Origin of the sequence: Pantoea sp. PNA 03-3, from assembly GCF_003201175.1 — a bacterium.
GTDB lineage: Bacteria > Pseudomonadota > Gammaproteobacteria > Enterobacterales > Enterobacteriaceae > Pantoea > Pantoea stewartii.
Map to the genome: position 1 here is coordinate 978009 of NZ_QICO01000001.1, position 15157 is coordinate 993165.

The following is a 15157-nucleotide window of genomic DNA, read 5'->3' on the forward strand; positions in this document are numbered from 1 at the left end:
ACATTGCCCCCCCTGTTTCAATGCTAGTGTTTCAACGAGTAGTAGATTTTTTCCGCCAGCGCATGCGATATACCGGGCACATTGGCGATCTCCTCGACCGACGCATTCATCAACGGTTGCAGGCCGCCCATGTACTTGAGCAACTGCTGTCGCCGTTTTGGTCCCACGCCCTCGATACTTTCCAGTGCGCTGGTGTTTTTGACTTTGGCCCGTTTTTTACGGTGCCCTGAAATTGCATGATTGTGAGCGTCATCACGAATATGCTGAATGACATGAAGCGCTGGCGCATCGGGTGACAGAGAAACGCCCTCGCCTTCTGGCTCGAAAAATAAGGTTTCCAGACCGGCTTTACGATCGGTGCCCTTTGCAACGCCCAGCAAAATGGGGCGGGATTTATCCCAGGGCACGTCCAGCTCTGCAAACACCTGTTTTGCCTGTGCCAGCTGACCTTTGCCCCCATCTATCAGGATCACATCGGGAATTTTTTCTTCCTCAATCGCTTTGCCATAACGGCGGCGTAGCACCTGATTCATGGCCGCATAGTCATCGCCGGGTGTGATGCCGGTAATGTTATAACGGCGGTAGTCAGCGCGAAGCGGGCCGTTTTGATCAAACACGACGCAGGAAGCGATGGTTTGTTCACCCATGGTATGACTGATGTCAAAACACTCCATGCGGCCAATCTTCTCCAGTTTGAGAAATTCGGCCAACGCGGTGAGGCGCTGATGAATCGTGGAATGCTGCGACAGACGCGTTTTTAATGCCGAACCGGCATTGGTCCGAGCCAGCTTGAGGTAACGCGCGCGATCGCCGCGGGGTTTACTTTGAATGTTTACCCGTCGACCGGCTAATTCTGTCAATGAGTCTGCTAGCAACTCACGTTCAGGCAAAGTGAAATCGAGTAAAATCTCGCTGGGCAAGGTGCGCATTTCGCTGCCCTGCAAATAGAACTGTCCGACGAAGGTCTGGACGACTTCAGCCAGGTCCGTATCCGCAGGCACTTTGGGAAAATAGCTTCGGCTTCCCAGTACTTTCCCCTGGCGGATAAACAGAACGTGCAAACATGCCATTCCGGCGTCATAGGCAACGCCAATCACATCCAGATCGTCGCCCTGATTAGAGACAAACTGCTTCTCGGTAATGCGTCTGACGGCCTGAATCTGATCGCGCAGCCGGGCCGCGTCTTCGAAGCGCAGTGACTGACTGGCTTCTTCCATGCGCGTCACCAGCAGATTCAGCACCTGATCGTCTTTGCCCGCTAAAAACAGTCTGACGTAATCTGTCTGCTGGGCGTATTCCTCCTCACTGACCAACCCTGCCACGCAAGGGCCAAGACAGCGGCCAATCTGGTACTGCAAACAGGGGCGCGTGCGGTTGCGGTAAACGCTGTTTTCACATTGCCGTATCGGAAAGACCTTTTGCAGCAACGCCAGCGTTTCTCTTACCGCATAACCATTAGGAAACGGACCGAAATACTCCCCTTTGGCGTGCTTAGCGCCCCGGTGCATTGCCAGACGCGGGTGTGTGTCGCCACTCAGAAAAATGTAGGGGTAGGATTTATCGTCACGCAACAGAACGTTATAGCGCGGTTGATAAAGCTTGATGTAATTATGCTCAAGCAACAACGCTTCGGTTTCAGTGTGGGTTACGGTGACATCAATGTGATGGATGTTACTTACCAGCGCTTCGGTTTTTCGGCTACCCACCTGGGTGCGAAAGTAGCTTGTCAGTCGCTTTTTCAGATCTTTCGCTTTGCCGACATAGATAACCGTTCCGGACACATCGTACATCCGGTAAACACCTGGCTCGCTGGTGACCGTACTGAGAAAATTTTTGGGATTAAAGAGGTCACTCACTACTGATTAACGGCTCCGCATTGAACAGGCCATGTCTGATGGCCAGATGCGTTAACTCTACGTCGCCACTGATATTCAGCTTACTGAACATTCTGTAGCGGTAGCTGTTAACGGTTTTAGGACTGAGATTCAGCTGCTCGGAAATTTCCGTCACCTTTTGTCCTTTGGTGATCATCAGCATAATCTGCAATTCCCTTTCCGACAAACAGCTGAAGGGAGATTCGGCTTTTTGCGGCTCAATCTGGCTTAACGCCATTTGCTGAGCAATGTCCGAGGCAATGTAGCGTTGGCCGGCCTTAACCGAACGAATCGCGTTCACCACTTCCTGCGGCGCGGCACCTTTACTCAGATAACCTGCCGCACCGGCCTGCATCACTTTGGCAGGCAGCGGGTTTTCAGTGTGAATCGTCAGCATAATAATTTTGATATCCGGGTTGTAGCGCACAATTTTGCGCGTGGCTTCCAGCCCACCGATACCCGGCATATTCATGTCCATTAAGATGACGTCAACCTGATTAGCCCGACACCACTTAACTGCATCTTCGCCACAACACGCTTCGCCAGCGATCACCAGACCTTTGATATCTTCAAGAATACGGCGGATGCCGGCACGTACCAGCTCATGGTCATCGACAAGAAGGACAGTGATCAACGCGAAGCACTCCGCAGCTAATAAAGAGGTAGCATTTAACGATTGCAAGCGGCAATCATACCTGTTTTTGCATTAAAAGCACAGATACAAAGTGGCAGGTCAGATCGCGTCAGTGTTTTATCTTCATGCCACCTGGCTCTGTTCTTGTTTACGCCTGCAGGAACAGACATGACAGCCTGCATAATGTAAAAAAAATGTTTTATCAAACAGTTACAACAATCAGACGATATTGTATTTATGAGATTTTTACCAAACTGCGACGCTCTCGTCAGCTACTATTCACATCCGTGATTAATTAATATGACTGAACTGACATAGTTAAACAGCCTGCGTTGCCCACGCTAACAGCAAGTGGTCTTTCGTGTGATATACTCACCGATTGCTGCGCGTAAAGATTGTAGAGACGATGTTAATCACCAAGGAGAAATTCATGAGCGATGAAGATTTCGCTACCTCGCAGGAAACGCAAAAATTATCTGATGAAGTGGCTTGCCTTAAGATGATGATTACTTTGATCCTGAAAGGGATGGGCCAGGCTGATGCCGGAAAAGTAATCATTAATATGGAACGTTATGTGAAAACACTGGGCGAAAAGCCGCAGGCAGACGTGTTCAGTAACACCATTAAACAAATCAAAGCGGCTTATCGCCAGTAATGGCTTGTGCTGCCCCCGCCCGGGGGCAGCGCGCTAACCGTTCGAATGCCAGTTAACGGACACGCCGAGTGAAGGCAGCACCTCTTCCGGGCTGAAACGCCGCGTACCACGGTATTTCTCTGCCAGCGCAGGTTGACTGACGGGGATACGGATGGCAAAGAGATTATCCTCTGACAGAATTAAACCCGGCGTCAGAGGTTCATAGACGACCTGATGTTCTTCAAACATTTTTTCCAGCATCGGCGTAGCCGAACTGATAATGCATTCAATGCCGTTCAGCTCCGCCAGCTGTACCGCATGCCACAGAATATTGAGCGGTAGCTCAGGATCCACTTCCAGTCGTGCAGAGAAGCGGGACATTTCCCAGACCTTTTCATGATCGAACGGCAAAACAATGCCTTCCGTTTGCTCGGGTTCCGTCCAGGGCATCAGGCGGGCGCAGCCGCTAATGCCGCTTCGCACGCTCCAGGCGATTAACCAGGTCACATCAGAGCGGTCATACCGGTCATATTCTTGCCCTGGTGTACTCAGACGCGGTGGAATCGACCAGCCTTCACCCCGCGCAAACACGCTGTAACGGTAGCTGCCAAGTTCGGCAAGCAAAGAGGATGGCATATCCTTTAACTGCGTTTGAACTATTTTCATCATGCGCCTCTGACATCCCCATGTTTGCAATGATTTCTTTGCGCCTGCCAAAAGCGCACCCGCGCAGGGTAGAGAAGTCCCTTCAGGTAAGGAACTACTAAAGTTGGCAGTTGCTTTTCTTTTAAATCACACCAATTGCTGCGGCATAGCAGGCAATCTGCGTTTTATTGGAAACATTAAAACGTTTTTTCATGTTTTTTTGGTAAAAATTTACGGTGTGTTCAGAAATCGACAAAATAAGTGAAATTTCCTGAGAGGTTTTTCCCTCTGCGGTCCATTTCAAAATTTCCAGCTCACGCTGGCTGAAATCATTTCCCTGAACCATCAGCGCTTCATCATTGAGGCGTTCAAGTAAGCACAGGCTTTGCTCGGCGAGGAAGTGCAACTTTACCTCCAGCTCCACTTGCCGACAGTCAGTAATAAAGGGACGATGCGAACCTATAGATAATATACCAACGGCTCGATTTGACGCCATTGCAGAACAAGAAAATCCGCTCAGCAGCCCAAAATTACCCGCTTCTTGCCACATTTCCTTCGCCGAGCAAAAGAGTTCAGGTGTCCATTCCACCCCCTTTCCAGCACGCAGGCAGCGCTGCAACACGGGGTCAATGGCATAATAATTCCGTTCCTTATAACGTTTAATCCACGCTTCGGGGTAAGTATCATGCAAATAAACTCGCGGACGCGTAAAAGGAACGCGATGCTGGATAAAAAAAGCGAAAAAATCGAAGCCCAGTGACTGGATATAATCCTGTAAAAGCCCCTTTAATTGCGGGGCTGCCGTTAATACCTGAAAGTGCTGTTCGACATTTTCACGCCAGGAAAAATAATCTTCACCTATCATATTGCCTCAAATTCAACAACTTGCCGGGTATTCCTGATTAACACGTTATGTAATTAATTTACTCTTTGTTGCGACGCCATAAAAAGCATTATTTTCATTGTGGCGACAACGACCTGCAGAGAAAAGGATAAAAATACAGGGTAAGCAAACGCTTCGGGATAACTCAGGCGAGTGCAACAGAGGAAATAATAAGATTTTTCTTATATTTTTTCAATCATTTAACATAGCCATGATCAACAAATCTCACTCGATAAGTTGCGCCCGGCAACCTATTATGCTGAAAAAAAACGCAGATCATATCTTGTAAAACACGATGTCTTTTTCAGGCAATCACCGCCGCATGTTTTCTGCAGTCAGGCAGGGAAAGCACCCCTTTTCTGGTACGCGTTTTACCCGGATCTTTTGGTCCTACAAAAGATGGCTTATGGCTCTGCGTCGTAGGGCAGACGGCCGTACAAGGCCTGTTGAACGGCCAGCATAACGGCACTGTCCGTCTTTACAGGCAAGACGCCTGGCGGATGGCGCAGACCTGTGACCGCTGTCATTTTGGCCTGGTGCGGGCTTGTACAGATAACTTATTTAATAAATAACGCATCTGAAAAGAGAAAAATAATTATTTAACGACACTGTCATCCTCCTTTATTTATGTACAGATAACTCAAATTTATCGCCCTGTTAAAACGGCATCATTCACCCAGTCAGGTAATAATAATGCAGTATACTCTCTCAATTTGGTCATTTAGCAGGCAATGAACGGTGATAACACCGGGTGAATGATTTAAATAACACTGACGCCATGAGAAAAAATAAGCAGATGTGACACCCTTTTTAAAACAGTAAAAAAGCAGAACAGAAGAAAATAATATTAAACCCACGACACAGTTTTACGGTGAAAGTAAAGGTTAATCTCACCTGCAATAACCCGCCCCCCGCATGCCCAGATGAAAATGTGTAGCATGCGCGCGATTATAATCAGGCCCAAGCGCATTACCAAAAAAGTTACAACCCGATCGCCATAATGCATGAAGTAATAGTGATTTCTGGCCAGGTTGTTGCCAGTTTTTTCCTGGCACCAACCGCTCGCCGTTAGCAAGCTGGTAGGCGGTAATATCCCAGGCATCCGCGCTGGCATGTTCACTCAGCCGTCCGGTGGCCTGATGGTAGATGTTGCGGCAGGCATAACTTCCGACATGTTCAATTCGGGTCAGATCACTGCCAGACAGATGTAACATTTGCTCGCGGCTATAAGCCACGTACATTGTAGCCGCAACGGCCATTGAGCAACTGGCGAGGAAACTGCTGCTGAGCGAAACGGGCCCAAAATTTTGCAGCCTGAGGGGGCCGGACAACGGACAGGCCCCTGTCACCGCCGGCCGTTGACTGAAACGTACAACGCCGGCCTGCTGTGCACGCTGCATCACGTCGAGACAGGCGGCGGGATCAGTTTGCAGTCTTTTGAGTTTTAATCGCGTCATCCAGCCCGGCGGATCCGTTACAGAGAGTGGCGTAAAGGGATTAAATTGCGCAGGAAGGTGCTGTTTTAACCATGGCAAACTCATCCACCCCACTCCGGTCATGATGATAAGCAGAACAAGTGTGCGCATAGAACCTCTGTAGCTGAAAGAAGCTGTACGGAGGTAGTGTAGAAGCACACGGCAGGATACGCTTAAAAGATGACACAGGGTGATGAAATATTACTTAATCTGACGTAAAAATCGCCAACGTTAAGTGAAAGCGCCGTTTTAATGCCAGCGTTGTCCGATATTGTTAAAAAACAATTACCGTTTTCATTAACACTTCCACTATCTTATGCCAAATTGCTCCCGGCAATCCGGTATTCTCAACAGCCACCAGAGCTGACACAACATCAAGACAGGAAAGACACTTTCATGGTTGATCAATCTACTCAAACGCAGGCGAGCTCACAGGGCGATGACACGCTGCGACGTAATCTTCATAACCGACACATCCAGCTCATCGCTATTGGCGGTGCGATTGGCACCGGTTTGTTCATGGGCTCGGGTAAAACAATTAGTCTGGCAGGACCTTCGATCATTTTCGTTTACATGATCATCGGCTTCATGCTGTTTTTTGTCATGCGGGCAATGGGTGAATTACTGCTGTCGAATCTTGAGTATAAATCCTTTAGCGACTTTGCGGCTGACTTACTGGGTCCCTGGGCCGGCTACTTCACCGGCTGGACATACTGGTTCTGTTGGGTTGTTACCGGGATTGCCGACGTGGTGGCTATAAGCGCCTACTTCCAGCTCTGGTTTCCCGGCTTTTCGATCTGGATGAGCGCACTACTATGTGTTTTTGTTTTCCTGGCCTTAAACATTGCCACGGTGAAATTATTTGGCGAGATGGAGTTCTGGTTTGCCATCATCAAGATCGTGGCGATTGTCGCGCTGATCATTACCGGCATTGTATTGGTGTCCATTCATTACCCGTCGCCGGGTGGTGGCACCGCTGCACTGAGTAATATCTGGGATCACGGGGGGCTTTTCCCGAAAGGACTGAGCGGATTCTTTGCCGGATTCCAGATCGCCGTCTTTGCGTTTGTCGGTATCGAGCTGGTGGGTACAGCGGCGGCCGAAACGCATGACCCGCACAGGGTTTTACCGCGGGCCATTAATGCCATTCCGCTGCGCGTCATTATGTTCTATGTTCTGGCGCTGCTGGTGATTATGTCCGTTACCCCGTGGACCGAAGTGATGGCCGATCGCAGTCCGTTTGTGGAAATGTTCGTGCTCATTGGCCTGCCAGCTGCGGCCAGCATTGTTAACTTCGTGGTCCTGACGTCGGCGGCATCCTCAGCCAACAGCGGTATTTTCTCCACCAGCCGCATGCTGTATGGTCTGTCGCAGCAGGGCGTTGCCAGCCGTGCTTTTGGTCGTTTATCGTCACGCGCGGTGCCCACGACCGGCTTGTTCTTTTCCTGCTTCTGCCTGCTGTGTGGTGTGGCTCTGATTTACCTGATCCCGAATGTGATGACGGTCTTTACGCTGGTGACCACCGTGTCTGCCATTCTGTTTATGTTTGTGTGGACAATTATCCTGTGCAGTTACCTTGCATATCGCAAAAAATTTCCGGAACGTCATGCCGCCTCGACATTTAAAATGCCTTTAGGCAAATTCATGTGCTGGGCATGTATGGCGTTTTTTGTCTTTATACTGGTGCTGCTTACACTGCAGGAAGACACGCGACAGGCACTCATGGTCACGCCGTTGTGGTTTATCCTGCTCGCCGCAGGCTGGCAACTGCGTCGACGCACACGTCGTTGATATAGAGACTGAAAAAAGCCCGACGCACGTCGGGCTTTTTTATAACCGCTCAAGTATACGACTGACGCCGCGGCGCAGGGCCCGTTCACCAGACGGCAGGCGCTGTGGCTGCAAATCAGGGCTTTCCGCCGTGCCCAAACCAAACGTAAACGTGTAATGGCTCTCTTCTCCCATGCGTAAATCTGCAATGGTGACCTGCCCGTCGCGCTCATCCATGGCATAAAAGCCATGGCTGAACCAGGCGACACGTTCTGCCAGCCAGTTTCCTTTAAACGGGACGAATAGCTCAGGATGACGCGGCCGCCACGTTACCGTGACAGGACGAGCAGGCGACAGCAAAGACCAGTAAGCCTCGCCATAGCGGTCAGGCGTGATGATGACGCTGCGCCAGACCAGCGTATTGAATGCCGTTGGGGTGACCAACACCTTGTCAGTCGCCACCCCCTGCTGTTCGAGTGAGTGTTTAATGTGTTCATCAGCCACCTGCTGAATGACCATACTCCAGGCAAGGTAGCCGGTACTGAGTGCCAGCCCCGCGTGATTCCAGCGTAATCCCCGTCTGTTACGCCGCCACAAAGCGACACAGAGCCCGATGATAAGCGGCAACGTATAAAGCGGATCGACGATGTACATGCTGCCAATCGCATAAGGATGATCGGTGAGAGGCAGCCCAAGCTGAGTGCCATAGACTGTCATCAAATCAAGAAGGGGATGCGTGATCAGCGCCAGCCAAATAGCAGGCCACCAGGCGATCCATGTCACGCCGGATTTGAACAGCCGCGCGACCAGCGCGGCGAGCAACGGTGAACACAACGTCAGATAGAGTAAGGCATGGCTTTCAGTCCGGTGCAGCGTCATGTTGCGGATAGCATCACCGTGGTCGATAAACACATCCAGATCGGGCAATGTGCCACTGATTGCGCCTACCGCCGCGGCTTGCCAGGCAGGTACGCGCCGCCCCATCACAGCCAGCGCCACGGATGCGCCCAGAACACATTGTGAAACAGAATCCATCACGCCACTCCCTTGTCTGTTACAGGGCTGAGTTTGATCGCGTTTTATTAACGAACGCGAATGCCTTCAATAATAATGCGCTGAACGTTCTCCACCGTTTCCTCGAAGAAAACAGGATTGCTGAGCTGATTCCCCGTGATCGCTTCGACCTGGCTGGCAAAGTCAGCATAATGCTGTGTCGTCGCCCACAGCATAAAGATCAGATGCTGAGGCGCAATCGCCGCCAGCCGTCCTTCAGCTATCCAGCGCTCAATTATCGCTGTTTTGTCGTCCATCAACGTCTTCAGATCGCCGGCCAGTTCACCTTTCAGCAAGGGCGCACCCTGCAGCATTTCCAGGCAAAACAACTTTGATGCCTGTGGATAATCGCGAGAAACCTCCAGTTTAAGGCGAATATACTGACGCACGGCGCGCAACGGCTCCTGCTCGTAAGTCAGGGCACGTAGCGGTGCCAGCCAGACATCCAGGATCTCTTTTAATACGGCAATATAAAGCGCTTCTTTAGAGGGATAGTAGTACAGCAAATTGGTTTTGGAGACGCCAGCCTGCTCCGCGACTTTCTCCAGCCGCGTCCCGTGAATACCAAACTGGGAAAAACAGGTCAGGGCAGCCTGCAGAATTGCCGCACGTTTCGCTGCAACGGCGACCGCACGACGCGTTGGCCCGGGCGTAGCCTTTTTCATACGTTTCTCCTTCACGTTACCGTTACGCATCACGGCAACAGACTGTTTTCAGGCGGTAACGTGCCGACAGCTGTGATATACGGCGCAGGGAAAGGGCCACACTGACAGGGCCATAAGCACTTATTCTCGCGCCACTATTCATCGGAAGAGGCCGATGGCATGCTACGTTTCCAGCGCAACTCGCTGACAATGACCCCGCAGACAATCAGGATACCGCCAAGAATGGCAGCGGCCGGCAGACGCTCGCCTGCTAAACGCCCCACCACACCCGCCCAGACCGGTTCACCGGCATAAATGACCGTGGCGCGTGTCGGTGATACGCTGCGTTGAGCCCAGTTCATTGTTACCTGTATCAGCGCACTGGCTGCGCCGAGCCCGACCGCGCTGACTAACAGCGGGGTCGATAACGCAGGCACGGATTCACCATTCGGGATCATAAAGCAGAAGGCACACAGTGAAGCGACAGTCAGTTGAATGAAGGTCACCCGACGCACATCAACCTGACCGGCAAAACGACTGATAAGAATGATTTCTCCGGCAATAGCCAGCGTGCTGAGTAACGTCGCGGCTTCCCCTTGATTCAGCGCAATTCGGCCATCCTGCGGCCCCGCGACCAGAATCAATCCGCAGAACGCCAGTGAAATACCCAACCACGCCATCAGTTTTGGCGGACGGCGCAGAAACAGCCACTGCAACAGCGGCACCACAGGAACATAAAGCGCGGTGAGAAACGCTGACTGACTGCTGGATATCGTCTGCATGCCCCAGGTTTGTAAGCCGTAGCCCCCCGCAATCGTGAGGCCGATCATCGTGCCCGCTTTGACTTCGCGCCAACAGACAGCAGCAAGATAGCGGCGGAAAAAAAACGCCAGTAACAGCGCAGCGGTAGCAAAGCGTAAACCGACAAAGAAGAACGGACCTGAATAATGCATCGCCTGATGCACGATCAGAAACGTTCCCCCCCAGATTACCGTAATAAAAATAAGGACCAGTTCCTGACGCGTAATACCGACGGTCAGTTTGCGAGTCGTATCCGACATAATTCACCTGTATCTGTTTTCAGGCGCTATTGTGATCAGTGATTCGGGCGAATGCAATTCCGTTTCCTGCCGCGTGACTGTCGCCTCGCATCAGGCGGCACCCCGTCACCTGACACGGTCTGGGCTGGAGCGATAACAGGTGAACATACCTGCACCGGTTTGCGATCTTCTGATGCATGAACGTCCAGAGCCACATCGCTTCACGTGAGGCGGCTTGATGTTCATCGAAGGTCATGTGCGTGAAAGCCGGTGTGACATTCCACCTTTTAAGTCTCCGGATCGCTGAAAATTACATTTAGAAACAGACTCTACGCTAAGAATTGACTTAAAAGACGACGATTAATCCTTAAAAAAACCCATTCTCAGCATTTTCAGTGTCGTTACGCTGACTGTCTGACCGGTGATTTCTCACAGTCAGGTAAAGCTCTTCTATACTTTTCGATGTGTTGACTAACTCCCGGAGAGATCAATGGCTAAGATTCTGGTGCTTTACTATTCAATGTATGGACACGTTGAAACCATGGCGAACGCTGTCGCGGAAGGCGCACGTAAGGTGCCTGGCGCCCAGGTAGATGTGATGCGCGTCCCTGAAACCATGGATGCACAACGCTTTGCGGAAGTTGGCGGTAAAACTCAGCAATCCGCGCCTGAAGCGACGCCAGAGATACTGCCTGACTATGATGCCATCATCGTGGGCACCCCTACCCGTTTCGGCAACATGTCAGGGCAGATGCGAACATTCTGGGACCGGACAGGCGGCCTGTGGGCCTCTGGCGCGCTCTACGGCAAAATTGCCAGCGTCTTTACCTCCACCGGTACCGGAGGAGGACAGGAACAAACCATTACGTCTGTCTGGACCACCCTCGCCCACCACGGCATGGTCATCGTGCCTATCGGCTATGGCACCAAAGAGATGTTTGACATTTCTGAGGTCCGCGGCGGTACGCCTTATGGTGCCACTACGCTGGCCGGTGGTGACGGTTCACGTCAGCCAACCCAGGAAGAATTGATTATTGCCCGTTTCCAGGGCGAACACGTTGCCGGGCTGGCAGCAAAACTTAAGGACTAACCTTCCAGAAGGAGATCAGTATGTCGACGAATCAGTCAAAAGCACATCACGTAGGTGAATGGGCCAGTTTGCGTCACACCTCGCCCGAAATTGCCGAGGCCATTTTTGAAGTCGCAAACTATGACGAGCGCCTGGCGGAAGAGATCTGGCGTCAACAGGGAAGCGATGACGTATTAATCCGCGCGTTTGAAAAAACCGATCAGGACGTCCTCACGTGGGACGACAAAACGGTTGAGCGAAAGAACGTCTGACGGCATGGCGGGCCTGGCCCCGCCCTTTTTTTTATCGTTGACCACGGAGAATTCTATGTCTTCCTATCAAAGCATCAACCCGGCAAACAATCAGTTAATGAAAAGCTGGCCTTCCCATGACAGCGCGGCCGTGACGCAAGCGCTGGAAACGGCGGATCGGCTGTTCCACTCTGACTGGAGTAAAGGCGCTATTCAGCCACGACTTCAGGTATTGAAAAAACTGGCTGATCTGATTGATGACCGTGCGGAAGAACTGGCGACTATTGCCAGTAAAGAGATGGGCAAGCTGATTGGCCAAAGCCGTGGCGAAGTCAAAATCTGCGCGCAAATCGCCCGCTATTACGCTGAGCATGCAGAACGCATCCTGAAGCCACAACCTTATGAAAGTGAGTTGGGCGACGCCTGGGTTGAGTATCATCCCATTGGTGTGCTGGTTGCGGTCGAACCGTGGAACTTCCCCTACTACCAACTGATGCGCGTGCTGGCACCAAATCTGGCACTGGGTAATCCGGTACTGGCTAAACACGCCAACATCGTGCCGCATTGTGCCGATGTCTTCGAAAAGCTGGTGAAGGAAGCGGGCGCGCCTGAGGGTGCCTGGACCAACCTGTTTATCTCTACCGATCAGGTTGCGGAACTGATTGCCGATGACCGGGTACAGGGCGTGGCTCTGACAGGATCCGAACGGGCGGGAAGCGCCGTTGCTGAACAGGCCGGTAAGCATTTGAAAAAATCCACGCTGGAGTTGGGCGGGAATGACGTCTTTGTGGTCACGGAGGATGCCGATCTGGATGAAGCCGTTCGTCAGGGCGTGCAGGCGCGACTGAGCAACTGCGGTCAGGTCTGTACAGCAGCCAAGCGTTTTATTCTGAACGAGAAGATTGCGGATACCTTTATCGATAAATTCAGTGCGGCGCTTAACGCAGCGGTGTTGGGCGATCCGCTGGATGAGAAAACCACTCTGGGACCGCTTTCGTCGGCTGATGCGCGCGATCGTCTGGTTAAACAGGTTGATGAAGCCGTCGCAAACGGCGCTAAGCTGGTCACAGGTGGTAAAGCGGTGGCGGGCGTAGGGTGCTATTACCAGCCCACGCTGCTTACCCATATCACCCGCGATAACCCTGCCTATTTTCAGGAGTTTTTTGGCCCGGTGGCGCAGGTTTATGTGGTCGCCAATGATGACGAGGCGGTGGCCCTGGCCAATGATTCACACTATGGGCTGGGCGGTTCCGTATGGACACGCGATATTGCGCGTGGCCGTAAACTGGCCTCCGCCATTGAAACGGGCATGGTGTTCATCAACTCGCAGAGCGACACCTCTGCGGAGCTGCCTTTCGGCGGTGTGAAGCGTTCTGGCTACGGACGCGAACTTTCCGATCTGGGTATCAAAGAGTTTGCGAACCAGAAACTGGTGGTTGTGGCCGGATAAGCAGCCTGAAGCGTAAAAAAAACCCCGTCTTAACGGGGTTTTTTGTTTTCAGTGACCGAAAGCTATTAGTTGGCTGCAGCGGGCTGCTTCGCAGGACTGTTATCTGTTTTATTTTGCGCGTTGGCGGCGTTTTCCGCTTTGGCTTTGTCATCCGCCGCTTTCTGGGCAGCAGCCTTATCAGCGCTGGCCTTCTCATCCGCCGCCTTTTGCGCAGCGGCTTTATCCGCGGCGGCTTTATCAGCTTTCGCTTTCTCGTCAGCCGCTTTGTCCGCCTTTACCTTATCGTCAGCCGCTTTCTGGGCAGCAGCGCTATCAGCCGTCGCCTTATCGGCGCTGGCTTTATCGTCAGCTTTTGACTCCGCAGGATTCGCCCCGCCCGCGTTGGCACTGGCCGCTGGCTGCTCTGCCGCCGCCGGTTGCAACGCGGTTCCCTGCAGCGCGCTGTTCAGCACCTGGGTAAACTGCTCCCAGCTGCAGTAACCGTTCGCGTCAGTCGGACAACCCGCCAGTTGCAGGGTGACGCGCTTCGGTGGCGTTTTCAGACTTAACACCTGGGCATCGCGCAACTGATCGGCGGTCTGATACACGTATTCCATCTTCAGCAGGTCTTTGTTGTTTTTGGCATCATGCCAGCGTTCAAACACCACCTGTCCACCGATGGGCGTTTTCTCATAGGTCTCTGGCAGATCATAAGGTTTGACCTGTAAGGCGCTCAACAATGACGCTATGTTGGAGTCATGCCCTACCATCAGGGTCACTTTGGGTGAGTCAGCTTTATCCTGATCGATGAGCTGGCTGCGGATATAATCCACCAGCGGAGCCGCGACGTTGCGTGCCACATCTGGTGTGGTAAACAGCGTGTCCTGATAACCGTTTTTAATCGCTGACAGTGACTGCCACTGCTCAGGGGTTTTAATTTGCCCCCAGGCAACCTGATCCAGCGGAAAGCCTTCGTAATATTGCAGCGTAAAGGCATCCATGAGGGAATTCCCCACTTTCAGCGGTCCGTTCACGCCAGGTTCTTTGCCGTTTTCAACAATAAAGGTATTTTGCCCACTGCTCAGATCGCACTGCTTTTTGTTATTACAGGCCGGAGAAGACTTGTAGTCGACAATTTTGTCCAGACGCTGATACGCTGGCTTCAGGGCCAGCTTCTCATTAGCGGCAGTCATGTCCGCCAGCGCTTTTTTGATGAATTCTTCATTGCCGTCGGTGATCACGGGATTAAATACCGGATCCATGCTGCCCATTTCATCCTGATGGGTCACCGCAATATCACAGCCCGGGAAGGCACCATTTACAAAAAACTGGGCCGTCGCTACGGTACGTTGCAGGCTGTTTGCGTAGACAAACACACTGTTGCTGTCCGGACAGGCGCCGTTCTTCACCAGGCCCTGCTGCGCAAGCCACTGGCGCGTGTAGTTACCCATATAGACTTCCAGCACGCCACCTTTGGTGGTCAGTTGCCCGCCGGGCACCTCCCACTCTGGCCAGCTTTTTTTGGTGGACTGTGCCAGTACGCTACCGTTATCCGCAAGCGGCGCACGCAGATTATGGCGGCTAAACATCAGTACCTGCTGGAGCTGCATCTCGTTATCCGCGGCGTGGGCCAGCGTCCCGATCGGTAATGCAGCGAGTACCGACAATGCGCAAAGACTCAGTTTCTTGATCATTGTGCCTATTCCATTCATTCAGTAAAAAAACACTCTGGCTATCAACCGATTAGCTCGCCATA

General features: G+C 52.1%; 14 protein-coding genes. 5 read left to right on the forward strand and 9 right to left on the reverse strand.

Annotated features, from left to right (window positions below; translation table 11 throughout):
• Window positions 1-23: 23 nt before the first annotated feature.
• Entirely contained in the window at window positions 24-1856 is a 1833-nt protein-coding gene (uvrC, locus tag C7433_RS04575; protein WP_058707584.1) for an excinuclease ABC subunit UvrC, read from the reverse strand.
• A complete protein-coding gene (uvrY, locus tag C7433_RS04580; protein ID WP_006118774.1) occupies window positions 1849-2508 on the reverse strand; it encodes a UvrY/SirA/GacA family response regulator transcription factor in 660 nt (219 codons plus the stop codon). Before uvrY ends, uvrC begins: the two co-directional genes overlap by 8 nt.
• Window positions 2509-2938: 430 nt before the next feature.
• Here uvrY and C7433_RS04585 point away from each other — a divergent pair, with 430 nt between their 5' ends.
• A complete protein-coding gene (locus C7433_RS04585) occupies window positions 2939-3163 on the forward strand; it encodes a DUF2594 family protein (protein WP_006118773.1) in 225 nt (74 codons plus the stop codon).
• Between the two features lie 33 nt (window positions 3164-3196).
• Here C7433_RS04585 and C7433_RS04590 read toward each other — a convergent pair whose 3' ends face one another.
• From C7433_RS04590 to C7433_RS04600, 3 genes are all read right to left on the reverse strand, one after another.
• Window positions 3197-3808, reverse strand: a complete 612-nt coding sequence (locus C7433_RS04590) for an acyl-homoserine-lactone synthase (protein ID WP_006118772.1) — start codon at window positions 3806-3808, stop codon at window positions 3197-3199.
• A gap of 121 nt (window positions 3809-3929) precedes the next feature.
• Entirely contained in the window at window positions 3930-4652 is a 723-nt protein-coding gene (gene sdiA / locus C7433_RS04595) for a transcriptional regulator SdiA (protein ID WP_033737592.1), read from the reverse strand.
• A 908-nt stretch (window positions 4653-5560) separates the two neighbouring features.
• Window positions 5561-6256 carry an extensin family protein gene (locus C7433_RS04600; protein ID WP_110267702.1) on the reverse strand — a complete coding sequence of 232 codons (696 nt, stop codon included), beginning with the start codon at window positions 6254-6256 and terminating at the stop codon, window positions 5561-5563.
• 285 nt (window positions 6257-6541) lie between these two features.
• Between C7433_RS04600 and cycA the strand changes: the two genes are divergently transcribed.
• Window positions 6542-7936: a D-serine/D-alanine/glycine transporter gene (cycA, locus tag C7433_RS04605; RefSeq protein ID WP_039341206.1), complete on the forward strand. Its 1395-nt coding sequence runs from the start codon at window positions 6542-6544 to the stop codon at window positions 7934-7936.
• Between the two features lie 39 nt (window positions 7937-7975).
• Here the strand turns inward: cycA and C7433_RS04610 are convergent, their stop codons facing one another.
• From C7433_RS04610 to C7433_RS04620, 3 genes are all read right to left on the reverse strand, one after another.
• Window positions 7976-8950 carry a metal-dependent hydrolase gene (locus C7433_RS04610; RefSeq protein WP_110267703.1) on the reverse strand — a complete coding sequence of 325 codons (975 nt, stop codon included), beginning with the start codon at window positions 8948-8950 and terminating at the stop codon, window positions 7976-7978.
• A gap of 47 nt (window positions 8951-8997) precedes the next feature.
• Window positions 8998-9633, reverse strand: coding sequence for an HTH-type transcriptional regulator RutR (rutR, locus tag C7433_RS04615; protein WP_033737596.1), 636 nt, complete (start codon window positions 9631-9633; stop codon window positions 8998-9000).
• Window positions 9634-9767: 134 nt separating this feature from the next.
• On the reverse strand, window positions 9768-10673 hold the full coding sequence (locus C7433_RS04620) for a DMT family transporter (protein WP_058702702.1): 906 nt from the start codon (window positions 10671-10673) through the stop codon (window positions 9768-9770).
• 469 nt (window positions 10674-11142) lie between these two features.
• Between C7433_RS04620 and wrbA the strand changes: the two genes are divergently transcribed.
• From wrbA to C7433_RS04635, 3 genes are read left to right on the forward strand one after another with little or no spacing between them, the layout of a single operon-like run.
• Entirely contained in the window at window positions 11143-11742 is a 600-nt protein-coding gene (gene wrbA / locus C7433_RS04625) for an NAD(P)H:quinone oxidoreductase (protein ID WP_006118683.1), read from the forward strand.
• Between the two features lie 20 nt (window positions 11743-11762).
• On the forward strand, window positions 11763-11993 hold the full coding sequence (locus C7433_RS04630) for a YccJ family protein (protein WP_006118682.1): 231 nt from the start codon (window positions 11763-11765) through the stop codon (window positions 11991-11993).
• A 55-nt stretch (window positions 11994-12048) separates the two neighbouring features.
• Complete coding sequence (locus tag C7433_RS04635) at window positions 12049-13422, forward strand: NAD-dependent succinate-semialdehyde dehydrogenase (protein ID WP_110267822.1); 1374 nt, start codon at window positions 12049-12051, stop codon at window positions 13420-13422.
• Window positions 13423-13487: 65 nt separating this feature from the next.
• On the opposite strand, the gene agp is transcribed toward C7433_RS04635, so the two are convergent.
• A complete protein-coding gene (gene agp / locus C7433_RS04640) occupies window positions 13488-15095 on the reverse strand; it encodes a bifunctional glucose-1-phosphatase/inositol phosphatase (protein WP_199227835.1) in 1608 nt (535 codons plus the stop codon).
• Window positions 15096-15157 lie beyond the last annotated feature (62 nt).

Coding starts and splice junctions, on each gene's coding strand:
- C7433_RS04635 (WP_110267822.1), top strand. CDS start 12,049: ATGTCTTCCTATCAAAGCATCAACCCGGCAAACAATCAGTTAATGAAA.
- C7433_RS04620 (WP_058702702.1), bottom strand. CDS start 10,673: ATGTCGGATACGACTCGCAAACTGACCGTCGGTATTACGCGTCAGGAA.
- agp (WP_199227835.1), bottom strand. CDS start 15,095: ATGATCAAGAAACTGAGTCTTTGCGCATTGTCGGTACTCGCTGCATTA.
- rutR (WP_033737596.1), bottom strand. CDS start 9,633: ATGAAAAAGGCTACGCCCGGGCCAACGCGTCGTGCGGTCGCCGTTGCA.
- C7433_RS04610 (WP_110267703.1), bottom strand. CDS start 8,950: ATGGATTCTGTTTCACAATGTGTTCTGGGCGCATCCGTGGCGCTGGCT.
- C7433_RS04600 (WP_110267702.1), bottom strand. CDS start 6,256: ATGCGCACACTTGTTCTGCTTATCATCATGACCGGAGTGGGGTGGATG.
- C7433_RS04630 (WP_006118682.1), top strand. CDS start 11,763: ATGTCGACGAATCAGTCAAAAGCACATCACGTAGGTGAATGGGCCAGT.
- wrbA (WP_006118683.1), top strand. CDS start 11,143: ATGGCTAAGATTCTGGTGCTTTACTATTCAATGTATGGACACGTTGAA.
- cycA (WP_039341206.1), top strand. CDS start 6,542: ATGGTTGATCAATCTACTCAAACGCAGGCGAGCTCACAGGGCGATGAC.
- C7433_RS04590 (WP_006118772.1), bottom strand. CDS start 3,808: ATGAAAATAGTTCAAACGCAGTTAAAGGATATGCCATCCTCTTTGCTT.
- C7433_RS04585 (WP_006118773.1), top strand. CDS start 2,939: ATGAGCGATGAAGATTTCGCTACCTCGCAGGAAACGCAAAAATTATCT.
- sdiA (WP_033737592.1), bottom strand. CDS start 4,652: ATGATAGGTGAAGATTATTTTTCCTGGCGTGAAAATGTCGAACAGCAC.